The following is a 22,382-nucleotide window of genomic DNA, read 5'->3' as shown; positions in this document are numbered from 1 at the left end:
ACCTAGCCGACGGATCGGCGCCCCACCAGCCGGGGATTGGCATACGCACTGTTCACGATGAGTGAACGCAGGGCGCCATCGTCAACCGATCCCCGACTTGCCTTTCTTCAAAACCGCTTTGCATTCGGGGTGCACGGCGTTAACGTCGGGTGAAACAGATGACGAGTGCAACCATGTCCAATCCCTCCTCCGCCCAATCCGTCGTGACCGCCGCCATGCTCGCCATCGGCGACGAACTGCTGTCGGGCCGCACCAAGGACAAGAATATCGGGCATCTCGCCGATGTTCTCACCATGTCGGGAATCGATCTCAAGGAAGTGCGTATCGTCGCCGATGAGGAGGAATCGATCGTCGAGGCGCTGAATGCGCTGCGCGGCCGTTATGATTATGTCTTCACCTCCGGCGGCATCGGCCCGACCCATGACGATATCACCGCGGATGCGGTCTCTGCGGCGTTCGGCCTGCCCTGCGAACACGATGCCGAAGCGCTGCGCCTGCTCGGCGACATGTACCGCGTCCGGGAAATGGAATTCACCGAGGCGCGCAAGCGCATGGCCCGCATGCCGAGGGGTGCGGCACACATCGCCAATCCCGTCTCCGTCGCCCCCGGCTTCGTCATCGGCAACGTTTATGTCATGGCCGGCGTGCCGCAGGTGTTTCAGGCCATGCTCGACAATGTCATGCCGACCCTGCGCACCGGCGCGAAGGTCATGTCGCAGGCGGTGCGCTCGCCCTATGGCGAGGGCGATATCGGCACCCCGCTGACGGCCATCCAGAAGGCCCATCCGGAAACCAGCATCGGCTCCTATCCCAAATATGACGGGCAGCGTTTTTCGACCGAGATCGTCGTGCGCGCCCGCGACGCCGGCGTGCTGAAGGCGGCAACCGAGGCGGTTGCGGCCATGATCGAAACCATCGGCCAGGAAAAAAGACTGACGGCGAGCAAGGGCGATGCAACCGCCTGAGACAGAAAAGGTTTGAGACGAAGAGGCTTTGACCAAAATCAAGGTGGCGGCCTGTAAAGGCGGCCACTCTCCCCCTGAGCATTTCCAGGAAAAGCGGAACACCTTTTCCGTCCGGACAATGCGTAAAACAGAGACTTGGATCGTTCTGGCGATTCGAAAAAAAAGCCCGAACGATCTGAAAACGACATGTCACCGAGGAGAGAGAAATGGGTTACAAAACGATACTGGCAGTGGTCGACAATGTTTCGAACACGCAGAAGCTCGGCGAATTCGTGGTAAGCCTTGCCGATCAGTTTTCCTCGCATGTGATCGGCCTGCATATGGAAACGCTGGCCGCAGTTCCGCTCGTCGCGCCGATGGAAATTCCCGACCCTGCCACCGTGCAGGCGTTGCAGGATGTGGCGCACAGGGAAACCACCGATGTCGGCACGCTTTTCGAGCGCACGCTGTCTGCCAACGGCATCTCGCATGAATGGCGCAGCTTCGTCACATCGGTGGGATATGCCTCCGCATCCGCCATCGACAGCGCCCGCTGCGCCGATCTCGTCGTTGCCCGCCAGAGCAGTTCTTCGGCATTGTCCGACAGCCGCTCGGATATTGACGGTTTCCTTTATGAAAGCGGCCGCCCCGTTCTCCTCGTGCCGCATGTGCTCACCGTCGCCAAACCGATCAAGCGCGTCCTGATTGCCTGGAACGGCTCCCGCGAGGCAACCCGTGCCACCTTCGATGCCCTGCCCTTCCTGAAGGCCGCCGACAGCGTCGAAATCTTCTCGGTCGATCAGGCCGACAGCGAAACCCAGTCTTCGGGCTTTGCCGGTGCGGAACTGGCCGCCACGCTTGCCCGCCACGGCGTGAATGTCACGGTTACCTCTCAGGAAAAGATCGCCGGTATCTCGCCGCAGGCGGCCATCGAAAACCGCCTGTCGGATAACAGCATCGACCTTCTGGTTATGGGCGCTTATGGCCATTCCCGCTGGTGGGAACTGCTGTTCGGCGGCGTGACGCGCACCCTGCTCGATTCCATGACGGCGATGACGCTGCTTTCGCGTTAAAAATGGATGCGGCGCGAATAGTGCCGCAAGCCCCGCGGCATCCCACATGAAGCGAGCGGTTGCCCCTTGTTTCTTCTCCCCGCCGGGGAGAAGTCCGCGGCAGCGGGATGAGGGGGCAAGGGTAGAGAAACACTGTGAGCTAGCCCCTTCATCCGACCCTTCGGGCCACCTTCTCCCCGGCGGGGAGAAGAAACAAGTGGTGATCTCTTGCCCTGCCTTTGCGCGCAAAGCTTGCCTTTTTGCCGGTCTTGCGGCTATTAGCCAAAGCCATCGACAATTTTGACCAGATGGTAGACGACATGTCCCTTCCCGATAAAGCCTTTCCCGTTTCCTGGGACCAGTTCCACCGCGACGCCCGTGCGCTTGCCTGGCGTCTTGCCGGTCTCGACAAAGAGTTCCGGGCAATCGTCTGCATCACCCGTGGCGGTCTCGTTCCGGCGGCGATCATTTCCCGTGAACTGAACATCCGCATGATCGACACGGTCTGCATCGCCACGCGCCATGACTATGTCAACCAGGGCGAAACGGTTCTCCTGAAGGGCGTTGCCCCGGAACTGACGGCAGATGCCGGCGAAGGCGTGCTTGTGGTCGACGACCTCACCGATACCGGCAAGACGGCGCTCGAAGTGCGCGAAATGTTGCCCAAGGCGCATTTCGCCTGTGTTTACGCCAAGCCGAAGGGCGTGCCGACCATCGACACCTTTGTCACCGAAGTGAGCCAGGACACCTGGATCTATTTCCCCTGGGATATGGGCTTCACCTATCAGGAGCCGATCGCCAAGGGATCGCGCGGCTGATTGCCTGTCACCGCTGAAATCAACTTTGAAAAGCCGCCCCATCGAGGGCGGTTTTTTGTGGAGAAACGTCTTTTTTGACGGCCGCGAAAAACACGGAAAAACCGCAGTGTCGCCATTATGCCTCACCCCGGAAATGCTGGGTTTTGACTTTCCGTTGCGGAAACCAGCCTCGCGCAAGCTTCAAATTTTTCCGCCAAGTCACTGATTTTTCTAAGCGCTTTTCCTATCCCCGTTTTCCACAGGCACTCCACACAATATCTTGTGGTTAAAAATGGGTTTCAATCTATGGCTTGACGAATCTGTGTCACGGGAGGAAAGTGACACTTATGTTGCGGCGGCAACGGACCGGAAAGTAACGAGGCCGGTTCTTCTCCATCTTCAGCGCGCAGGTCCAGAACGGCGTCCCGACCATGAGGGGGCGGTTCGCCGGAGGGTTTTGTGCGCCTTGCGGAAACCGCCAAAAACATGATGCGGGGACTGGCGGCAGGAAGCTGTTGATACTATATTTAGTATTCCAAACTATGCTTGCAGCCGAATAAGCCACGAGATACAGGGATCACATCCAAGGATGAACATCCCTTACAGATCGGCAACAACCGGCTGCGCGAAGGCATCGCACGGCTGGACCGGATTTTTGCGCCCTTCACCGGGCGCCCAATGGACGAGGACAGGAAACCATGCGCATTGAACGCCGCTTCACGAAGCCCGGCCAATCGCCTTATGCGGAAATCGATTTCCGCAAGGCCGTCAGTGAAATCAAGAACCCGGATGGATCGATCGTGTTCCGTCTGGCGGATATCGACGTTCCCGCGCAGTTCAGCCAGGTTGCCACCGACGTTCTGGCGCAGAAATATTTCCGCAAGGCCGGCGTGCCGAAGTTCCTGAAGAAGGTTGAGGAAAACGACGTTCCTTCCTTCCTGTGGCGCTCCGTTCCCGATGAAAAGGCGCTGAAGGACGTGCCGGAAGCCGAACGTTTCGGCTCCGAGACCGATGCGCGCCAGGTCTTCGACCGTCTGGCCGGCACCTGGGCCTATTGGGGCTGGAAGGGCAAATATTTCTCCACGGAAGAAGATGCCCTCGCCTTCCGCGACGAGCTTGCCTATATGCTCGCCACCCAGCGTGTTGCGCCGAACAGCCCGCAATGGTTCAACACCGGCCTGCACTGGGCCTATGGCATCGATGGTCCCGGCCAGGGCCACTTCTATGTCGACCCTTTCACCGGCAAGCTGACCAAGTCCAAGTCCGCTTACGAACATCCGCAGCCGCATGCCTGTTTCATCCAGTCCGTGGAAGACGACCTCGTCAACGAAGGCGGCATCATGGACCTGTGGGTGCGTGAAGCGCGCCTGTTCAAATACGGCTCCGGCACCGGTTCCAACTTCTCCTATCTGCGCGGCGAAGGCGAAAAGCTTTCCGGCGGCGGCCGTTCCTCCGGCCTGATGAGCTTCCTCAAGATCGGTGACCGCGCAGCCGGCGCCATCAAGTCCGGCGGCACCACCCGCCGTGCGGCCAAGATGGTCGTCGTTGATGCCGACCACCCCGATATCGAAGCCTATATCGACTGGAAGGTGAACGAGGAGCAGAAGGTTGCCGCTCTCGTCACCGGCTCCAAGATCGTCGCCAAGCACCTGAAGGCGATCATGAAGGCCTGCGTCAATTGCGAGGCTGACAATGGTGATTGTTTCGACCCGGCCAAGAACCCTGCCCTGAAGCGCGAAATCCGCGCCGCCAAGAAGGACATGGTGCCGGAAAACTACGTCAAGCGCGTCATCCAGTTCGCCGAACAGGGTTACAAGGACATCCAGTTCAAGACCTACGACACGGATTGGGATTCGGAAGCCTACCTCACGGTATCTGGCCAGAACTCCAACAACTCCGTATCGCTGAAGGACGACTTCCTGCGCGCTGTCGAGAATGACGGCGACTGGAACCTCACCGCCCGCAAGGACGGCAAGGTGATGAAGACGCTGAAGGCCCGCGATCTCTGGGAAAAGATTTCCCATGCCGCCTGGGCATCGGCCGATCCCGGCCTGCATTTCAACACCACCATGAACGACTGGCACACCTCGCCGGCCGCCGGCCCGATCCGCGCCTCGAACCCGTGCTCGGAATACATGTTCCTCGACGACACGGCCTGCAACCTTGCCTCGCTGAACCTGCTTCAGTTCAAGGATGCCAAGACGAAGCGCATCGATATCGCCGATTACGAACATGCCGTTCGCCTGTGGACCGTCGTGCTCGAAGTCTCGGTCATGATGGCGCAGTTCCCGTCGCGCCAGATCGCCGAACTCTCCTATGAATACCGCACGCTCGGCCTCGGTTACGCCAATATCGGCGGCCTGTTGATGTCTTCGGGCATTCCCTATGACAGCGCCGAAGGCCGCGCCATTGCCGGTGCGCTCACCGCGATCATGACCGGCGTGTCTTACGCCACCTCGGCCGAAATGGCCGGCGAGCTTGGCCCCTTCCCGGGCTTTGCGCCGAACCGCGAAAACATGCTGCGCGTCATCCGCAACCACCGCCGCGCCGCCCTTGGCCAGTCGGAAGGTTATGAAGGCCTGTCGGTCAACCCGGTTGCGCTGATCCATGGCGACTGCCCGGATCAGGACCTGATTGCCCATGCCGTCGCCGCCTGGGACAAGGCGCTGACACTCGGTGAACAGCACGGCTACCGCAACGCCCAGACGACCGTTATCGCGCCGACCGGCACGATCGGCCTCGTGATGGATTGCGACACGACCGGCATCGAGCCCGATTTCGCGCTGGTGAAGTTCAAGAAGCTCGCCGGCGGCGGTTACTTCAAGATCATCAACCGCGCCGTTCCGGATGCGCTGCGTTCGCTCGGTTATTCCGAAAGCCAGATCGCCGAGATCGAGGCCTATGCCGTCGGTCATGGCAACCTCAACCAGGCGCCCGGCATCAACCCTTCGACGCTGAAGGCCAAGGGCTTCACCGATGAGAAGATCGAAGCCGTCAACGGCGCTCTGAAGAGCGCCTTCGACATCAAGTTCGTCTTCAACCAGTGGACGCTCGGCGCCGACTTCCTCAAGGAAACGCTGAAGGTCTCCGACGAGCAGCTCTCCGACATGAGCTTCAACCTGCTGGAGCACCTCGGCTTCGGCAAGAAGGACATCGAAGCGGCCAATGTGCACGTCTGCGGTGCGATGACGCTGGAAGGCGCACCGTTCCTTAAGAACGAGCACCTGCCGGTCTTCGATTGCGCCAACCCCTGCGGCAAGATCGGCAAGCGTTATCTCTCGGTTGAATCCCACATCCGCATGATGGCGGCGGCCCAGCCTTTCATCTCCGGTGCGATCTCCAAGACGATCAACATGCCGAACGATGCGACGGTTGAGGATTGCGGCAGCGCCTACATGCTCTCCTGGAAGCTGGCGCTGAAGGCCAACGCCCTTTACCGCGATGGCTCCAAGCTTTCCCAGCCGCTCAACGCCTCGCTGGTGGAAGATGAGGACGACGAAGACCTGATCGAAGAGCTGATCCAGCAGCCGGCTGCACAGCAGGCCGTGACGATCACCGAAAAGATCGTCGAACGCGTCATCGAGCGTGTCTCGCGTGAGCGTGAAAAGCTGCCGAACCGCCGTCAGGGTTACACCCAGAAGGCAACCGTCGGCGGTCACAAGGTCTATCTGCGCACCGGTGAATTCGGTGATGGCCGCATCGGCGAAATCTTCATCGACATGCACAAGGAAGGTGCCGCCTTCCGTGCGATGATGAACAACTTCGCCATCGCCATTTCGCTCGGCCTGCAATATGGCGTGCCGCTGGAAGAATATGTGGAGGCCTTCACCTTCACCAAGTTCGAACCGGCCGGCATGGTGCAGGGCAACGACGCGATCAAGAACGCCACGTCGATCCTCGACTACGTGTTCCGCGAACTCGCCGTCTCCTATCTCGGCCGCCACGATCTCGCCCATGTCGATACGTCGGATTTCTCCAACACGGCACTCGGCAAGGGTATCCAGGAAGGCAAGACCAACCTCGTTTCCACCGGCTGGACCCGCGGTTACAAGCCGACGCTGGTTTCCAGCAATGGCAGCGAACGTTCGTCTTCCGAGCCGAAGGGTTCGGCAACGGCAGCTCCTGCCCGCGCCTCGGCCAACGTCACCTCCTTTGCCGGCTCCGCCGCCCGCAAGCTGGAACCGACGGTCTCCATCGCAACCTCCGAAATCGTCTCCTTCAAGCGGGACTATGAAGAGCGCGCCAAGGAACTGGCCGAAGAAATCGCCGAGGAAGTCATCGACGAGGTCGCCCAGGAAGCCCAGCAGACGGCAACCGCCCTCTTCTCCGACAAGGCCGCCGCAGACGCTGCTTCGGCCAAGACGGAAGCCAAGAAGGTGGAAAACGAACGCCGCATGCGCTCGATCGCTCAAGGCTATACGGGCAATATGTGCTCGGAATGCCAGAACTTCACGATGGTGCGGAATGGCACTTGTGAAAAGTGCGACACTTGTGGTGCGACGAGCGGTTGCTCTTAAGATATCTAAGATGTCTTTGTCAGATTGACACGAAGAAATAATTAAGGACTGGCCAACAAAAAATTGGCCAGTTCGAAACCTAAAATCAGTAAACCAGTATTTTAACTTCTCTCGATCACTAATAGGTGTTCGTAAAATTGAACTGGTTTAAAATGAAAAAAACTGCACAGGCCCGTGAGGCATATATTTTATACAAGCAAAAAAACATCTTAAGACTTATTTTTCATACAATAAAACTATTTTTATACACTGCCGCTCCGGCCACCGTAATAGCGTATTTAACAGACCACGTGAGCGGTTTATTCTACATATTAACCCCGCTCTTCATTTATTTTTTCTTTCCGGTCTGGTTCGGATTTTACGTGGCCAGTGCTTTACTGACACAGATGTCCGGAGAAAGCCTTGGGAAAGGGAGCTTACTTGGCGAGAATCCGTCTTTTTCCGACGTCACGTTTCATCTCACGGGCTTTAGAGTTAAGGATGAGAGCGATGAAAATTGAGTTCAGAGCCAATAAACGGGTAAAATCGACCGAGCCACATAGGCCCGTCTCCACGCCATGACCGACAAAGAGGCGGAGGCAAATGCGCTTGCCGATCCCGACAACCCGCCGCTTTCCGCCGAACAGCTGGCCTCGGCCCCCAAAATGCCACGCATCAAGATCATCCGCCGGGCGCTAAAGCTGACGCAGGAGGAGTTTTCCGTCCGTTATCATATTCCCCTCGGCACTTTGCGCGATTGGGAACAAGGCCGAAGCGAGCCAGATCAACCGGCCCGCGCCTATCTGAAAGTCATCGCCGTCGATCCCGAGGGAACGGCGGCTGTGCTCCGTAAAGGCGCGGCCTGACCCGCCTCACCCCATAAAATCCACCAGCAACTTCACATTTAGCCCCGCAATCACCACTGCGATCAGCCATGCAAAGGCCGAGAGCCAGAGCGGGGAGCGCAGCTCGCCCATCTTCGTCCGGTCGGCGGTGAACATCACGAGCGGGAAGACGGCGAAGGAGAGTTGCAGGCTGAGCACCACCTGCGTCAGGATCAGCAGTTCCGCCGTGCCGCTGTCGCCATAAAAGATGGTCACGCCGGCGGCGGGAACGATGGCGATGGCGCGGGTGATGAGGCGGCGCAGCCAGGGGGCGAGCCGCATCTTGAGGAAACCTTCCATCACGATCTGGCCGGCAAGCGTTGCCGTGACGGTGGAATTGATGCCACAGCAAAGAAGCGCCACGCCGAACAGCGTCGGCGCAATGGCAAGACCGAGCAGAGGTGCCAGCAGATTATGCGCTTCGCCGAGTTCGGCGACATTGGTCTGCCCCGACTTGTTGAAGGTCGCTGCCGCAAGAATGAGGATCGAGGCGTTGATGAGGAGCGCAAACATCAGCGCGATGGTGGAATCGAGGGTCGCGAATTTCAGCGCCTCGCGTTTTTCGGCAAGGCTATGGCCGATTTCGCGGGTCTGCACGATACCCGAATGCAGATAGAGATTATGCGGCATGACAGTGGCGCCGAGAATGCCAAGCGCCAGATAAAGCATGTCGGGATTGGTGACGATCTCGGTCGTCGGCGCAAAACCGAGGATAACCTGCCCCCAGTCGGGATCGGCGAGCGCCACCTGAATGGCGAAACATACGGCAATGACGCCAAGCAGCGTGATGACCAGCGCCTCCACCCAGCGGAAACCGAGCTTCTGCAGATAAAGGATCAGGAACACATCAAGCGCGGTGATGAGAACGCCGAGTTCCAGCGGGATGCCGAAGATGAGGTTGAGGCCGATGGCCGTGCCGATCACCTCGGCGATATCGGTGGCGATGATGGCGATTTCTGCCAGCAGCCACAGCACCATGGCAACGGGTTTCGGATAGGCATCACGACAGGCCTGGGCGAGATCGCGGCCGGATGCGATCGCAAGACGGGCGCAGAGTGACTGCAGCACAATCGCCATGATGTTCGAAACCAGCGCGACGGTGAGCAGCGTATAACCGAACTTGGAACCGCCGGCGAGCGACGTCGCCCAGTTGCCGGGATCCATATAACCGACCGCAACGAGATAGCCGGGGCCAAAAAAGGCCATTGCCCGGCGAAACGTGCTGGCATCCGGTTTGATGCGGATCGAACTGTGAACGTCAGACAGCGAGAGGTCATCGCCGTTCCGCCGCCATCCAAAGACAGGCTTGTCCATATTCCAGACTTTCAAAACAGGAAATCGAATTGGTGCAATTGCAAATCATTCGCATAAGCAATATCGGCTGGCAAGTGAAGTTTTACGCGGCATGTCGGTGATGCAGGTCGTGCGCAGATTGGCCTTTATCCATCGCCAAGCGGGAACATGGCGCATGACGCCATGGAAGCGCTGAAAGATGAGCCCGTTCAAAACCGTGGATGCCCGGATAATGGCGGCTGACTTTCGCGCCGCCGCATGGCCTATTGGCCTCGCCCTCGACACCCTGCCGCAACCGGCACGAGGACGGCCGATACATTTTCGGCAAGCAGCCCAGGAGGATTTGCCGTATGAATCTCATTGCCCATGTCGAAATTCCGGTGATCGATCTTGAAAGAGCGATACTGTTCTACAGCGCGGTTTTCGATGTGACATTCGGAGAGATCGTCACGATCCACGACAATAGGATGGCCTATTTCCCCTTCGAGGAGGGAAAGGATGGGGCCAGCGGCGCACTCGCCCAGGGCGAGACCTACGTTCCCACACAGGACGGCGCGATCATCTATCTCAGCGTCCGGGACATTGACTATGTCCTCGCCAAGGCCCTTGCCCATGGCAGCGCGCTTCTGTTTCCAAAGACCCCCGTCAATGAAAATATCTTCGTCGCTGAAATTTCCGACAGCGAGGGAAACCGCATCGCGGTTCAATCCGCCTGATCAGGCGTATTCCCCTGCGGCCGATCGGGGCGCGGCAGAGGCCTCACGGCCTTGTCATCGCCCCTGCCCCACCGGTGCGGAACGGCCGCACGCATGCCCGCGTTTATCTTTCATCGAGCAACGATAATCGGGGAAGTTCATGCGACATGGCCATAAATTCAGCCTGGCGAACCATCCGAACCGATGGCCGAAATATATCATGGCGCATCGAAGGCCGCGCGACTGGCTGATGACCATCAGCGGCATGGTGCTGCTGGTCATCGTCGCCGCCGCCGTCGCCATGGGTTATCTCGTCATCAGCCATCCCGGCAAGCCGGAGCCCAATCCCGGCATCGTGGAGGAACAGGCGGTGGAAAACGGCGGGTAATCTGCTGGCGGCACGCGCCGCTCAACTGAGACCCGGCAGATGCGCGCTGAACTGCGCCTCATGCAACCGGCTGTAATGGCCCTTGGCGGCCAGCAGCTCGGCATGTCCGCCGGTTTCGGCAATGCCGGTCTGGTCCACCACCACGATGCGCGAGGCATCGCGGATCGTCGCCAGCCGGTGGGCGATGACGAGCGTGGTGCGGCCCCTGGCAAGCTCGGTCAGCGATTGCTGGATGGCGCGCTCGGTTTCCGTGTCGAGCGCCGAGGTCGCTTCGTCGAGGATGAGGATCGGCGGGTTCTTGAGGAACATGCGGGCAATGGCAAGACGCTGCTTCTGGCCGCCGGACAATTTGACGCCGCGCTCGCCGATCACCGTATCAAGCCCGAGCGGCATGGCCTCGATGACGCTGTCGAGCCGGGCGCGCCGGGCGGCATCCATGATCTCGTCATCCGAGGCACCGAGCCGGCCATATTCGATATTCTCACGGATCGTGCCGCCGAACAGGAAGACATCCTGCTGCACGATGCCGATCTGGTTGCGCAGCGAGGCGAGCTTCATTTTCCTGATATCGATGCCGTCGATGGTGATCGCGCCACTGGTGACATCGTAAAAACGCGGCAGAAGCGAGCAGAGCGTCGTCTTGCCCGCACCCGAGGGGCCAACAAAGGCCACGGTCTCGCCAGCGCCGATCTTCAGGTCGATATTGTCGAGAACCCGTTTGCCCTCGGCATAACCGAAACCGACATGGCGATATTCGATATCACCGCGAAGCAGCGGCGCTTCCACGGCATCCGGCACATCGACGATATCCGGCGCGGTATCCAGAAGCTCGGTGAAACGGCGGAAACCGGCAATGCCCTTCGGATAGGTCTCGATGACCGAATTGATCTTTTCCACGGGACGGAAGAACACGCCGACCAGCAGCAGGAAGCCGACGAAACCGCCTTCCGTGAGGCTGCCGGTGAGAACGAACCAGGCGCCGCAGATCATCACGATCATCTGCGTCAGGCGCATGCTCATGTAGCTGAGCGAGGTGCTGGCCGCCATGATCTTGTAGGCATCGAGCTTCGTGCGGCGGTATTTCTGGTTGTCCTTTTCGAACAGCGCACGCTCGTGGTCCTCATTGGCGAAGGCCTGCACCACCCGCATGCCACCGACATTTTCCTCGATACGGGCGTTGAAATCCCCCACCCGGCCATAAAGCGCGCGGAAATTCTGCGTCATGCGGCCGCCGTAACGGCTGGTCACCCAGGCGGTGACAGGCACGACGGCGGCGGTGATGAGCGCCAGCGGCACATTGACCGACATCATCAGCAGGAAGGCGCCGATGAAGGTCATGATGGCGATGAACAGATCCTCAGGGCCGTGATGGGCCACCTCGCCGATCTCTTCCAGATCCTTGGTCAGCCGCCCGACCAGATGGCCGGTCTTCTGGTTGTCGAAATAACGGAAGGAAAGCTTCTGCAGATGATCGAAGGCGAGACGCCGCATATCGGTCTCGATATTGATACCGAGCATATGTCCCCAATAGGTGACCGTCGCCATCAGCCCGGTATTCAGCACATAGATGAGGAGCAACCCCACCGAGGCGGCAAGGATGATCGCCCATTCGCCGCCCGGCAGCAGCACGTCCACAAAGGCCTTCACCGCCATCGGAAAGCCGAGTTCGAGCACACCCGACAGAACCGCGCAGGAAAAATCGAGAATGAACAGACCGCGATAGGGACGGTAATAGGCGAAGAAACGGCGGAGCATGGCGTGACCTGGGGATCGGGCGCGGCAATCTGACGCCGCAATAAAACGGAGTTTAATTGTCATATTTCAATGCGCGCGCCAAGGCCGATGTTCTATTTTTACCAAAATCGTTCAATAGCCTAGGCAATAAACACACAACGGTAATGTGATCGGGTTATATTGCACTTATATGTATCGGTGTGACAGAGTGAATGCACCCCTTGAGGGGAGAATGCGAGAAAGAGCCTGCCGTGAGTAACATTGACAGCCGTAAGCCCAGTGGCGAACCGAGATGGCTTGGTCCCGCCAGCCCGACGCGGATCGCCCTGATTCCGCCCATTTCGGCTGCGCGCTGGCTGCTCCTTCTGGTCGTCCTTGCGGGCATCTATTTCTTCAACGGCTTCCTGGTTCCGGTTCTCGCCGCCCTCGTCATCGGTTTCGCCAGCTGGCCGGTCTATACGCGGCTTTTGCGGCAGGTGGGCGGCAACACCACGCTCGGCGCCACCATCGCCATCATCCTCATCATTGCCTTCCTCGTGGTGCCGATCTTCATCGCCGCCTCCTATACGGCAACCGAAATCCGCGAATGGTTCGGCTGGGCAGTGCATGTCAACAAAACAGGCGCGCCCGTGCCGGACTGGATCGCCGCCCTTCCCGCTGTCGGCCCCTGGCTTGGCGACCAATGGGTGAAATATATCGGCACGCCGGGCGCCATCGGCGAACTCATCCAGCTCGTCAGCGGCGCCAATATCGGCAATATCTACCGGGCGATCCTCGCCGCCGGCAACGGCGCCTTCCACCTGGTGCTGACCCTGCTCTTCATGCTGATCGCGCTGTTCTTCGTTTATCGCAACGGCGCCGCCTTCACCCGCCAGGTCGATCTGGTGGGTGAGCGCATCCTGCCGACACGCTGGGAACGCATTTCCCGCGTCGTGCCCGCCACCATCAGCTCCACCGTGACCGGCATGACACTGATCGCCATCGGCGAAGGCATCATCCTCGGCATCGCCTACTGGATCGCCGGCGTGCCCTCGCCCGTCACGCTCGGCGTGCTCACCGGCGTCATGGCGCTCATTCCGGGCGGCGCGCCGCTCTCCTTCACGCTGGTGTCGATCTATCTGGTCGCCAGCGGCTCGCCCGCCCATGGGCTCGCGCTCTTCGTCTGGGGTTCGGTCGAACTTTTCATCGTCGACAAGACCATCCGCCCGAAGCTCGTCGGCGGACCGATCAAGCTGCCTTTCCTGCCCACCTTTTTCGGCCTCGTCGGCGGCGTCAAGACCATGGGTTTCCTCGGCCTCTTCATCGGCCCGGTGCTGATGGCGCTGCTGGTGGCGATCTGGCGCGAATGGGTGCGTGAAGTGGAAATTTCCGCTGCCGTCAGCGCCGAGGCTCCACCTCCACCGCCCACGCAGAACGATCCGACCGCGGAGGCCGTTTCGCGTCAGGACGGCAGCGACGAAACAACGGCGTATCGGAAAGCGGCGTTTTGATTGGTGAAACCGGTGTGAAGGGCGTTGCCTGGAACACCGGATAAGGCCAATCTCAATCCACTCTTCCGTCATGCCGGACCTGATCCGGCATCCAGCCACGGCATGTCTGCGCCGTATTAAGAGTCTTCCGCGATCAAAGACTTGATCGCACTGGACCCCGGAACTAGTCCGGGGTGACGTTGAGCGGATGCGGCTGCACCACAAACCTCCCCGTCACCGGATCATGCGATCAAGCCGTGCCTTGGCCCTTAAAGCGCCTTCTCCATGAACAGGCTGAGCGGATCAGGCTTATAGGGCGCAAAGGCCTCGATCTCCACAAATCCCGCCTTGCGGTAAAGGCCGATCGCCTCCGGCTGGCTGATGCCGGTTTCAAGCCGGATGGCGGAAAGACCAAGTTCGGCGCCGCGTGCAACAAGCGTATCCATGATCAGCTTGCCGATCCGCAATCCCCGCGCCTCGGGATCAACGAACATGCGCTTCACCTCCGCCGTGCCGTCACCCGCTTCCACCAGCGCGCCACATCCGACCACGCGGCCATCGTGCCGGACCACAAAAAACGAGACATTGTCCTTCTCCAACTGGCCGATATCGACCAGATGATTGCTCTCGGCCGGGTAAAGCGAGGCCATATAGGCGTTGGAAAGATCGATAAGGCGCAGAACCGCGTCCTGGCGGGGCGTTTCAAGCTTGATTTCGGTGACCAATGCGGTGCCTGCTTTCTTTCAAAAAATGCGTATTTCGTCGTAATATCACTGCAATCCGGATAGATGAGTTTCTAGAGCATTATTCCCGACAGAGGCAACACACACCATGAAAACAGCCCTCGTTCTCATGACCTTCCTTGGCTGCGACGACAGCGCCACCGATTGCCACTACCTCGCCACTTCGCAGCAGCGCTGGACGAGCATCGAACTGTGCGACGCCGTGTCGGAAAAGGAGCTGGAGCGCTTCGCCAACGCGTCCTATCCGGTTGTGGTGGCCGTGTGCCAGACACCGGGCGACCAAACCCCGGGCGACCAGACCCCGCAGACGGCCGGCACGCAGCCCCCTGCTGCGGCACCCGCCGATGCGCAGCAGGCAACGGCAGAAGTTACGCCAAAGGAAGAGGAAAGCCTCACCAAACAGGCGATCGGCCGCGTCAGCCGCATCCTTCCTTCCACCGAGGGCATAAAGCATTTCCTGGGAACGCCGGTGAGGATGGTCGAGAACAGCTATTCGTGGATTGCCAAGCGGTTCGATAAGTGATTGCAGCGAACCTTCGTTCCTGCGCTTGTCACAGGAATGAGGGTGTGGGGATGCTCCGGCCCGGAAACATCACGGATCTTACGCCGCCTCGATCGAAAGCGCTTCCGCATAATATCTCGCCTTCTGCCGCTCTTCCGCAATGGCCAGCTTGCGTACCGCATGCAGCAGTTCGAACAGCGTTTCCGAGCCGTTGACGTCACGGAAATGCGCCAGCAATTCGGCCGAGACGGAGGCCGCGGCTTCAGAAAGCTGCGAGCGGGCGGCACGCCGCCACATCAGCGTCGCCTCGATGAAGACGTCGACCACATCCCCCAGAAGACCGATCGACTGGAACAGGGCCTTCAGCGCATGTGGCCGCCCGGTGGCCAGAATGGCGCGCACCTTGCGGTCATCGAGACCGGAGAGATTGACCATCGCCGCCGTGAAAAACTCCAGCCGCCCCGAACAGACAGCGTGGATGAGCAGCGCCGGCGTCAGCTCCAGCCGCTGGCGCAGATGCTCCACCAGCGCCGGCAGTTCCGGTGACGAAACACCGGCAGCGATGAGGATGGTGGCGGAATCCTCCGCCTCGCGGAAAAGACTGTCGGCGCGGTTGCGTGCGATCATCGCATGAACCAGCGCGGAACCCGCCAACGCCTCGCTGATACGACCCATCAAGAGATGGCGCGCATCGGCGGGCAGCGCCTCTCGGCGCAGCAGGAGATCACGGGCATCGGCGTCGCAGCCATGGCGCTCGGCAATGCGCCTGAGCGAAAACGGTGTGATGAAGGCATCGTCGTTTTCGAGCAGGATGAGGGTTTCCGGCAAATCGCCAACTTCGGCGAGCGCGGCGCAGACACCGCGCGGCAGGCCCGGCCTTGCGGCGATAAGGGCACGCGTCAGGCTCTCGCCACGCCCGGCAAGATCGACAAGATCAGCTTCAGTCAGCACCGGCGAACGGGCAATAACCGTGCAGGCGATTTCCGGCTGGTCTTCGGCAAGCGAAACAAGAATGGCTCGCGGTGCGTCGTCGGCATCCGCCAGCGCCTCGGCAAGCGCCAGCCGCACGCGTGGTGAAGGGTCATCGAGCAGATAGGTCATCGCCATATAGGCGGCATCGCGGTTTTCCCGCGCCATGTCGGACTGCAGATAGGCACGGCCGAGCGCATTGGCGGCTTTTGCCCGCTCGCTCGATCCAGCCTTTTCAGACCAGCGAAGAAATGCCTGTACGATCACCTGAGCCTCGAAACACATTCATACAATGGATGACGGCATCATCGCCGCCACCATGTATAAAACTCTAGGCGCAAATGGTTTACGTTTGGTTCACCATAAAATTTAACCCTTGCCGAAGAAGGGCTATATTTACGGCGCAGTAGAGGGGCGTTGCAGCTGGAATACATCGCTGCCGCCATCGCAGTAATCCATATAGCCCATGCGCGCCACCGGACGCGCAAGCCCCATGTCGATGCGACCATCACGAATGATCGTCTCATCGATATGGATCGCCATGACCTGCCCGATGACCATCCACGATTCGGTCGGCTTGCCGTCAATGTCCGTGAGCTGCTGGATCTGCGTCGCGCGGCACTCCAGAACCGCCAGTGCCTCGCCCACAAAAGGCGCATCCACAACCCGCCCGTCGACAGCGGTGAGGCCGGCAAGGGCGAATTCATCAACATCATAGGCAACCGGCGCGGAAGAAGCGTTCATCCGGTCGACCAGATGGCGGCTGACGAGATTGGCGGTGAAGACGCCGGTCTCCTCGACATTGCGCAGGCTGTCCTTGCGGCCGCTCGAGGAAAACATGACGAGCTTCGGCCGGTCCGAAATCGCGTTGAAGAAGGAATAGGGCGAGAGGTTCAAGACACCCTCCCTGCCCTTCGAACCGATCCAGCCGATCGGCCGCGGCGCGACGATCGCCTTGAACGGATCATGCGGCAGGCCGTGCTGGTTGGTATCCGTGGTGTAGAACATCAGATGTCCCCGACCCAGGTGACGACATCGGCAAGCTCCGGCCGCGGCCGCTCCACCGGCGGAAATGTCGTCGAGCCGATGTGGATGTAGCCCGCGACCTTCTCTTCCGCGCTGACGCCGATCTCCGCGAGAAAGGCCGGGTCGAAAGCAAGCCATTCCGTCAGCCAGTTCGCAGCAAAACCACTGGCATTGGCCGCGAAGATGACGTTGAGGCACACCGCACCGGCGGACATGACCTGTTCCCATTCGGGAATCTTGAAATGCGGTTTTGCGGTGCTGATGACGGCAATGACGACGGGCGCGCGGGTGAAGCGCGTACGCTCCGCTTCCTGCTGCTGCAGATCGAGATCGGGATTTTTTTCGAGCGCGATTCTGAGCGCCGTCTCGCCGAGACGCACCCGCTCCTCACCGCGATAGACGACGAAACGCCAGGGGGCGAGCTTGCCATGGTCGGGCACGCGCACGGCAAGGCGCAGGATTTCCTCAATTTCACCTTTCGAAGGTCCGGGTTCGCTGAGTTGCAGTGCCGGTATGGAGCGGCGAACCTTGAGATAATCGAGGAGCTTGATATCGCTGGTCATGATCAAAAATCTTCCATTCTGCTGTCATCGCGAAACTAGGGCCTTGAAATAGCCATGGCATTGGTTTTGAAGTGAGGCGGGAAAATCAAGAAGTCAATCGGTATCGAAAATGTCGGCAATCAAAATCGCGGCACGTCTGGTCATTGCATGCGCCGCGATGGGCGTTTTATCACAAGCTGCTTTTGCGCAGGACGCTTTCAAGGACTTCAAGCAACTCGGCGGCACGCCGAAAATGCCCAAACTCAACGCTTTCACCGCCCCTTCCGCTCCCAATGCCCCAACCAGCACCGCCCGCGACATCGCGATGGAAGCGAAGCTGACCAGCGAAGGCGAAGCGGTCAAGGAAGGCCTGTCCTGGCGCGTCTTCAGCCCCATTCCCGGTGCTGACGGCAAGCTGCCGATGCTGGCAAGCTCGGAAGGCGGCTCGGCCGAATTCCATCTGGTGCCGGGCGAATATTTCGTCAACGTCGCCTTCGGCCGCGCGGGCGTCACCAAGAAACTCAACGTGCCCGCCTCCGGTAGTGTCCAGAAGCAGGTGCTTATCCTCGATGCCGGCGGTTTCGTGCTGAATGCGGTTGCTGGCTCCGACAAGCAGATTTCCGGCAACCAGCTGAAATTCTCCGTCTATTCCTCGGACGCCCGTCCGGATGGTGAACGCGGTCTGGTGATGGCCGATATCAAGCCCAACACCATCGTGCGGCTGAATGCCGGCACCTACCACGTGGTTTCCGAATATGGCAACGTCAACGCGGTGGTGCGCGCCGATATCCAGGTGGAAGCCGGCAAGCTGACCGAAGCGACGCTGCAGCATCAGGCAGCGCAGATCACGCTCAAGCTCGTTTCCGAAGAGGGCGGCGAAGCCATTGCCGATACGGCCTGGTCGGTGCTGAACGGCGGCGGCGACGTGGTCAATGAAAGCGTCAGCGCCTTTTCGACCATGGTGCTGGCCGAAGGCGAATATACCGCCATCGCCCGCAACAAGGACAAGGTCTTTCAGCGCAATTTCAAGGTCACGTCCGGCCGGGATTCGGATGTGGAAGTGCTGATGAAGGACCAGGCGCCGGAAGACATGACCGGGGATTTTGAGTAGCCGACATTGCACATTCATCGTCTCGTCGGAGGCGAGATTGTGCGGAGCGACCCACCACCCTGCACGTCATCCCCGGGCTTGACCCGAGGATCCATTCCCCCGCCAGACTGTGGATCCTCGGGTCAAGCCCGAGGATGACTTCAGAGAGCTTCAAGCGTCCCTCACCCCGCAAACAAAAACGGCCCCCGAAGGGGCCGTAACTGTTATCAGGCAACCTGTTTCTTCGCCGCAAGCTTGCGCTTGACATCCGGCGGCGTCGCCTCGTCCACGAGGCTGGTGATCGCTTCCTCGAGCGACATCGACGTCTGGTTCTGCGAACCGAGACGGCGGATGTTGACGGTGCGCTCTTCCGCTTCCTTGCGGCCGCAGACGATGATGACCGGAACCTTGGTCACCGAATGTTCGCGGACCTTGTAGTTGATCTTCTCGTTGCGGAAGTCGGTCTCGACCGCCATGCCCGCCTCGCGCAGCGCTTCGGCAACCTCACGGCCATAATCGTCCGCATCCGAAGTAATGGTGGCAACCACGACCTGAAGCGGTGCGAACCAGAGCGGCATGTGACCGGCGAAGTTCTCGATGAGAATGCCGAGGAAGCGCTCCATGGAGCCGCAGATGGCGCGATGGATCATCACCGGCTGCGTCTTTTCGGAATTATGGTCGATATAGAAGGCGCCGAAGCGTTCCGGCAGATTGAAGTCCACCTGCGTCGTGCCGCATTGCCATTCGCGGCCGATGGCGTCCTTCAGCGTATATTCGAACTTCGGCCCGTAGAACGCGCCCTCACCCGGCAGGATGCCCGTCTTGATGCGGCCTTCGGACTGTTCCTCGATGGTCTTCAGAACCTCCAGCATCACGCTTTCGGCGCGATCCCAGAGATCGTCGGAACCGACGCGCTTTTCCGGGCGCGTCGAGAGCTTGACGACGACTTCGCTGAAACCGAAATCCTCATAGACCGAGAGGATCAGGTCGTTGATGCGCAGGCATTCCGCCGCCATCTGCTCTTCCGTGCAGAAGACATGCGCATCGTCCTGCGTGAAGCCGCGAACGCGCATCAGGCCATGCAGTGCGCCGGAAGCTTCGTAGCGATGCACGGTGCCGAATTCCGCAAGACGGACAGGCATTTCGCGGTAAGACTTCAAGCCATGCTTGAAGATCTGGACGTGGCCCGGGCAGTTCATCGGCTTCAGGGCGAAGACACGCTGATCGGCTTCCTCGTCATCGGGATGGGTAAAGGCATGGGCGGATTTCACCGCGAACATGTTTTCCTGATACCAGCCCCAGTGACCGGAGGTTTCCCACAGCGACTTGTCCAGCACCTGCGGCGCGTTGACTTCCTGATAGGTATTGGCGAGCCGGCGGCGCATATAGGCCGTCAGCGTCTGGAACATGCGCCAGCCCTTGCCGTGCCAGAACACGACGCCCGGACCTTCTTCCTGAAAATGGAACAAATCCATTTCGCGGCCGAGACGGCGGTGGTCGCGCTTTTCGGCTTCGGCCAGCACATGCAGATAATTGTCCAGCTCTTCCTGCGTCGCCCAGGCGGTGCCATAGATGCGCGACAGCATCGCATTGTTGCTGTCACCACGCCAATAGGCGCCGGCCACCTTCATCAGCTTGAAGGCAGTGCCGATCTGGCCCGTCGAAGCCATATGCGGACCACGGCAAAGATCGAACCAGTCGCCCTGATAATAGATCTTGAGGTCCTGGCCTGCCGGAATGGCATCCACGAGTTCGACTTTGTAGTTCTCGCCCTTGGCGGCAAAGACTTCCTTGGCCTTCTCGCGCGACCAGACTTCGCGGGTGAACGGCTTGTTGCGCAGGATGATTTCCTTCATCCGCTTTTCGATCTTCGGCAGATCTTCCGGCGTGAAGGGTTCGTTCTTGGCGAAGTCGTAATAAAAGCCGTTTTCGATCACCGGACCGATCGTCACCTGCGTGCCGGGCCACAGTTCCTGCACGGCTTCAGCCATGACGTGGGCGGCATCGTGGCGGATGAGCTCCAGCGCACGGCCATCTTCACGCGTAACGATCTCTATTTTGCCATCGGTGATGGTCTCGGACAAATCGCGCACGGTGCCGTCAAGCGCAATGGCGACGGCCTTCTTGGCAAGCGATTTGGAAATGGATTCGGCGACCTCGCGGCCGGTCGTACCGGCGGGGTAGCTGCGCACGGATCCATCGGGAAATGTAAGGGAAATAGCTTCAGACATCGTCTCGTGCTCCTGTCCAGTCCCGCCAACGAATGCGGGTGGTGTTGGAATAATGATTTGCCCGCGACAAGCGGACAGGCAGGCTGATAAAGGCTTTTGCCATTGCAGTCAAAGGTGAAGGGCAGGTCAGCGAAGCATTTCCGCGAGACCATTGACCGTATTGGCGTTGCGGGTCGTGCCGATACCGAGCCTTTTGGTGGTCACGACCGACAGAAGCCGACTCTCGCTCGGTTTCCCCTGAAAATCGATCCACAGGTCACCGCCGACCACGGCAACCTCTTCCCGCTGACGGGACTTATCGAATAATCCGAGAACTTTCCCGTCCAGCGGCTCCCGCATGACCCGAACGCAGACGTCAGGCGGATTGCCGTGCGGAAACGGATTATCCGCCGCCAGTTTCAGCCAGTCGCCGCCCGAGCGAACGAGAATATCGACATGTTTGCCGAAACGGGCCTCAAAGGCACGCTCCAGCCTGTCCTCAATCTCGCGAACAGGTGCCGCCTCAGTGCGAAAAACCAGATTTCCTGTCGCGACAAGCGTCCTGCAGTCGGCAAATCCCAGCTCTTCCGCCAGCGCCCTGAGATCGGCCATGATGAGCCGCTTGCCGGGGCCAAGCACGATGCTGTGCAGCAGGGCCACATAGTCATTCATCGATGCCGGCTCCAGTAACGCCAGGGCATCCACCAGCGCCTGCTGCCACCGAGCTCCTCCGGCACCGGGTCCAGCCCGCCGGTGCCGCCAGGGCCACAGCGCGCCACACGAAACAGCGTCATCCAGCCGCCGGCCCAGAGCCCGTGGCGGGCAATCGCCTCATAGCCATATTCGGAACAGGTGGGGATGTGGCGGCAGGAATTACCAACGAAACCTGACAGTGTGAGCTGATACAGCCTGATGAAGCCGACGCCGAAAAGCCGTCCCGGTGTCTTGGCAAAGCTGCCCGCCCAGTTGCGGGATCGCCCGGTTTTCACCGCTGTCTGCTGGTGCCGGCAGCCCGGTTCGCCGCACATGGCCTAACCCGCGACGTTGAGAGCCGGGCGGCCTTCGATCTGGTCGAGCGCATCGACCACGGCCTCGAAGGTCAGCATGGTGGAGGCGTGACGCGCCTTGAAATCCCGCACCGGCAAAAGCACCCGCATGTCCACAAAACGGCCCGTCGGCCCCTCGCCATCCTGCTTGAGCATGGCGAGCATATCTTCCCGCGCCTGCCGGATTTCGCCGGTGGAAGCCCCAACGATGTGATGCGCCATGATGGAGGCCGAGGCCTGCCCCAGTGCGCATGCACGGACTTCGTGCGAAAACGCCGTCACGATGCCGTCTTCGACCTTCAGATAGACCTTGAGTTTCGAGCCGCACAGCCGCGAGTGTTTTTCAGCACTGGCATCGGCATCCTCGAGAACTCCCGTCAGTGGAATATTCCCGGCAAATTCCAGAATGCGATTATTGTAGATATCGTCCATCGAAGTGTCCGGCGCGCTCAAAAATACCCAAAACGGGACAGGTCAGATTTTTCAAACACAGCGTTTGTCG

The 22,382-nt window shown here is 59.8% G+C and carries 21 protein-coding genes; 11 read left to right on the top strand and 10 right to left on the bottom strand.

Annotation, left to right across the window (positions count from 1 at the left end; all coding sequences use genetic code 11):
• Nucleotides 1–173: 173 nt before the first annotated feature.
• The 6 genes from O3S81_RS04020 (at nt 174) to O3S81_RS03995 (ending at nt 8,155) form a co-directional block, all read left to right on the top strand.
• Nucleotides 174–965 (top strand): competence/damage-inducible protein A, encoded by a 792-nt coding sequence (locus O3S81_RS04020; RefSeq protein ID WP_269341398.1) that lies wholly within the window; start codon nt 174–176, stop codon nt 963–965.
• Between the two features lie 206 nt (nt 966–1,171).
• Nucleotides 1,172–2,017 carry a universal stress protein gene (locus O3S81_RS04015; RefSeq protein ID WP_269341132.1) on the top strand — a complete coding sequence of 282 codons (846 nt, stop codon included), beginning with the start codon at nt 1,172–1,174 and terminating at the stop codon, nt 2,015–2,017.
• A gap of 299 nt (nt 2,018–2,316) precedes the next feature.
• Nucleotides 2,317–2,814 carry a xanthine phosphoribosyltransferase gene (gene gpt / locus O3S81_RS04010; protein ID WP_269341131.1) on the top strand — a complete coding sequence of 166 codons (498 nt, stop codon included), beginning with the start codon at nt 2,317–2,319 and terminating at the stop codon, nt 2,812–2,814.
• 677 nt (nt 2,815–3,491) lie between these two features.
• Nucleotides 3,492–7,310 carry a vitamin B12-dependent ribonucleotide reductase gene (locus tag O3S81_RS04005; RefSeq protein WP_269341129.1) on the top strand — a complete coding sequence of 1,273 codons (3,819 nt, stop codon included), beginning with the start codon at nt 3,492–3,494 and terminating at the stop codon, nt 7,308–7,310.
• A gap of 152 nt (nt 7,311–7,462) precedes the next feature.
• A complete protein-coding gene (locus tag O3S81_RS04000; RefSeq protein ID WP_269341127.1) occupies nt 7,463–7,810 on the top strand; it encodes a hypothetical protein in 348 nt (115 codons plus the stop codon).
• Nucleotides 7,811–7,867: 57 nt separating this feature from the next.
• Complete coding sequence (locus O3S81_RS03995; protein ID WP_269341125.1) at nt 7,868–8,155, top strand: helix-turn-helix domain-containing protein; 288 nt, start codon at nt 7,868–7,870, stop codon at nt 8,153–8,155.
• A gap of 6 nt (nt 8,156–8,161) precedes the next feature.
• Here the strand turns inward: O3S81_RS03995 and O3S81_RS03990 are convergent, their stop codons facing one another.
• Nucleotides 8,162–9,487: an Nramp family divalent metal transporter gene (locus tag O3S81_RS03990; RefSeq protein ID WP_269341123.1), complete on the bottom strand. Its 1,326-nt coding sequence runs from the start codon at nt 9,485–9,487 to the stop codon at nt 8,162–8,164.
• A gap of 329 nt (nt 9,488–9,816) precedes the next feature.
• Between O3S81_RS03990 and O3S81_RS03985 the strand changes: the two genes are divergently transcribed.
• Nucleotides 9,817–10,182, top strand: a complete 366-nt coding sequence (locus O3S81_RS03985) for a VOC family protein (RefSeq protein WP_269341121.1) — start codon at nt 9,817–9,819, stop codon at nt 10,180–10,182.
• A 139-nt stretch (nt 10,183–10,321) separates the two neighbouring features.
• The gene (locus O3S81_RS03980; RefSeq protein ID WP_269341120.1) at nt 10,322–10,549 is read left to right on the top strand and encodes a hypothetical protein; all 228 of its coding nucleotides are present in this window, start codon (nt 10,322–10,324) and stop codon (nt 10,547–10,549) included.
• A gap of 21 nt (nt 10,550–10,570) precedes the next feature.
• On the opposite strand, the gene O3S81_RS03975 is transcribed toward O3S81_RS03980, so the two are convergent.
• Nucleotides 10,571–12,304 (bottom strand): ABC transporter ATP-binding protein, encoded by a 1,734-nt coding sequence (locus tag O3S81_RS03975; protein WP_269341119.1) that lies wholly within the window; start codon nt 12,302–12,304, stop codon nt 10,571–10,573.
• Nucleotides 12,305–12,534: 230 nt separating this feature from the next.
• Here O3S81_RS03975 and O3S81_RS03970 point away from each other — a divergent pair, with 230 nt between their 5' ends.
• Nucleotides 12,535–13,773, top strand: coding sequence for an AI-2E family transporter (locus O3S81_RS03970; protein WP_269341118.1), 1,239 nt, complete (start codon nt 12,535–12,537; stop codon nt 13,771–13,773).
• A gap of 248 nt (nt 13,774–14,021) precedes the next feature.
• On the opposite strand, the gene O3S81_RS03965 is transcribed toward O3S81_RS03970, so the two are convergent.
• Nucleotides 14,022–14,477, bottom strand: a complete 456-nt coding sequence (locus tag O3S81_RS03965; RefSeq protein ID WP_269341117.1) for a GNAT family N-acetyltransferase — start codon at nt 14,475–14,477, stop codon at nt 14,022–14,024.
• Nucleotides 14,478–14,583: 106 nt separating this feature from the next.
• Between O3S81_RS03965 and O3S81_RS03960 the strand changes: the two genes are divergently transcribed.
• Nucleotides 14,584–15,018: a hypothetical protein gene (locus tag O3S81_RS03960; RefSeq protein ID WP_269341116.1), complete on the top strand. Its 435-nt coding sequence runs from the start codon at nt 14,584–14,586 to the stop codon at nt 15,016–15,018.
• 78 nt (nt 15,019–15,096) lie between these two features.
• Here O3S81_RS03960 and O3S81_RS03955 read toward each other — a convergent pair whose 3' ends face one another.
• From O3S81_RS03955 to O3S81_RS03945, 3 genes are all read right to left on the bottom strand, one after another.
• Nucleotides 15,097–16,251, bottom strand: a complete 1,155-nt coding sequence (locus O3S81_RS03955) for a DUF2336 domain-containing protein (RefSeq protein ID WP_269341115.1) — start codon at nt 16,249–16,251, stop codon at nt 15,097–15,099.
• Nucleotides 16,252–16,362: 111 nt separating this feature from the next.
• Nucleotides 16,363–16,974 (bottom strand): flavin reductase family protein, encoded by a 612-nt coding sequence (locus O3S81_RS03950; protein WP_269341113.1) that lies wholly within the window; start codon nt 16,972–16,974, stop codon nt 16,363–16,365.
• On the bottom strand, nt 16,974–17,555 hold the full coding sequence (locus O3S81_RS03945) for a nitroreductase family protein (protein ID WP_269341111.1): 582 nt from the start codon (nt 17,553–17,555) through the stop codon (nt 16,974–16,976). The genes O3S81_RS03950 and O3S81_RS03945 overlap by 1 nt, the downstream gene beginning before the upstream one ends.
• A gap of 109 nt (nt 17,556–17,664) precedes the next feature.
• On the opposite strand from O3S81_RS03945, the gene O3S81_RS03940 reads away from it, so the two are divergent.
• A complete protein-coding gene (locus O3S81_RS03940) occupies nt 17,665–18,645 on the top strand; it encodes a hypothetical protein (protein ID WP_269341110.1) in 981 nt (326 codons plus the stop codon).
• 206 nt (nt 18,646–18,851) lie between these two features.
• Here the strand turns inward: O3S81_RS03940 and thrS are convergent, their stop codons facing one another.
• The 4 genes from thrS to O3S81_RS03920 form a co-directional block, all read right to left on the bottom strand.
• Nucleotides 18,852–20,855, bottom strand: coding sequence for a threonine--tRNA ligase (gene thrS, locus O3S81_RS03935; protein ID WP_269341109.1), 2,004 nt, complete (start codon nt 20,853–20,855; stop codon nt 18,852–18,854).
• Between the two features lie 126 nt (nt 20,856–20,981).
• Nucleotides 20,982–21,506 (bottom strand): DUF1697 domain-containing protein, encoded by a 525-nt coding sequence (locus tag O3S81_RS03930; protein ID WP_269341107.1) that lies wholly within the window; start codon nt 21,504–21,506, stop codon nt 20,982–20,984.
• Complete coding sequence (gene yidD, locus O3S81_RS03925; protein ID WP_269341106.1) at nt 21,503–21,862, bottom strand: membrane protein insertion efficiency factor YidD; 360 nt, start codon at nt 21,860–21,862, stop codon at nt 21,503–21,505. Before yidD ends, O3S81_RS03930 begins: the two co-directional genes overlap by 4 nt.
• A gap of 3 nt (nt 21,863–21,865) precedes the next feature.
• Nucleotides 21,866–22,312, bottom strand: a complete 447-nt coding sequence (locus O3S81_RS03920; protein ID WP_269341105.1) for an iron-sulfur cluster assembly scaffold protein — start codon at nt 22,310–22,312, stop codon at nt 21,866–21,868.
• Between the last annotated feature and the right edge of the window lie 70 nt (nt 22,313–22,382).

It is taken from the genome of Agrobacterium sp. SOY23, assembly GCF_027212525.1.
Classification (GTDB): domain Bacteria; phylum Pseudomonadota; class Alphaproteobacteria; order Rhizobiales; family Rhizobiaceae; genus Agrobacterium; species Agrobacterium tumefaciens_I.
This window is presented reverse-complemented; position numbering and strand designations above follow the sequence as displayed.

Excerpts from the sequence above, each read along its gene's own strand:
- thrS (WP_269341109.1), bottom strand. The coding sequence starts at position 20,855 with ATGTCTGAAGCTATTTCCCTTACATTTCCCGATGGATCCGTGCGCAGC.
- O3S81_RS03945 (WP_269341111.1), bottom strand. The coding sequence starts at position 17,555 with ATGACCAGCGATATCAAGCTCCTCGATTATCTCAAGGTTCGCCGCTCC.
- O3S81_RS04020 (WP_269341398.1), top strand. The coding sequence starts at position 174 with ATGTCCAATCCCTCCTCCGCCCAATCCGTCGTGACCGCCGCCATGCTC.
- O3S81_RS04000 (WP_269341127.1), top strand. The coding sequence starts at position 7,463 with ATGAAAAAAACTGCACAGGCCCGTGAGGCATATATTTTATACAAGCAA.
- O3S81_RS03920 (WP_269341105.1), bottom strand. The coding sequence starts at position 22,312 with ATGGACGATATCTACAATAATCGCATTCTGGAATTTGCCGGGAATATT.
- O3S81_RS04015 (WP_269341132.1), top strand. The coding sequence starts at position 1,172 with ATGGGTTACAAAACGATACTGGCAGTGGTCGACAATGTTTCGAACACG.
- O3S81_RS03985 (WP_269341121.1), top strand. The coding sequence starts at position 9,817 with ATGAATCTCATTGCCCATGTCGAAATTCCGGTGATCGATCTTGAAAGA.
- gpt (WP_269341131.1), top strand. The coding sequence starts at position 2,317 with ATGTCCCTTCCCGATAAAGCCTTTCCCGTTTCCTGGGACCAGTTCCAC.
- O3S81_RS04005 (WP_269341129.1), top strand. The coding sequence starts at position 3,492 with ATGCGCATTGAACGCCGCTTCACGAAGCCCGGCCAATCGCCTTATGCG.
- O3S81_RS03980 (WP_269341120.1), top strand. The coding sequence starts at position 10,322 with ATGCGACATGGCCATAAATTCAGCCTGGCGAACCATCCGAACCGATGG.
- O3S81_RS03940 (WP_269341110.1), top strand. The coding sequence starts at position 17,665 with ATGTCGGCAATCAAAATCGCGGCACGTCTGGTCATTGCATGCGCCGCG.
- O3S81_RS03990 (WP_269341123.1), bottom strand. The coding sequence starts at position 9,487 with ATGGACAAGCCTGTCTTTGGATGGCGGCGGAACGGCGATGACCTCTCG.
- O3S81_RS03950 (WP_269341113.1), bottom strand. The coding sequence starts at position 16,974 with ATGTTCTACACCACGGATACCAACCAGCACGGCCTGCCGCATGATCCG.
- O3S81_RS03975 (WP_269341119.1), bottom strand. The coding sequence starts at position 12,304 with ATGCTCCGCCGTTTCTTCGCCTATTACCGTCCCTATCGCGGTCTGTTC.
- O3S81_RS03960 (WP_269341116.1), top strand. The coding sequence starts at position 14,584 with ATGAAAACAGCCCTCGTTCTCATGACCTTCCTTGGCTGCGACGACAGC.
- yidD (WP_269341106.1), bottom strand. The coding sequence starts at position 21,862 with ATGTGCGGCGAACCGGGCTGCCGGCACCAGCAGACAGCGGTGAAAACC.
- O3S81_RS03930 (WP_269341107.1), bottom strand. The coding sequence starts at position 21,506 with ATGAATGACTATGTGGCCCTGCTGCACAGCATCGTGCTTGGCCCCGGC.
- O3S81_RS03955 (WP_269341115.1), bottom strand. The coding sequence starts at position 16,251 with ATGTGTTTCGAGGCTCAGGTGATCGTACAGGCATTTCTTCGCTGGTCT.
- O3S81_RS03995 (WP_269341125.1), top strand. The coding sequence starts at position 7,868 with ATGACCGACAAAGAGGCGGAGGCAAATGCGCTTGCCGATCCCGACAAC.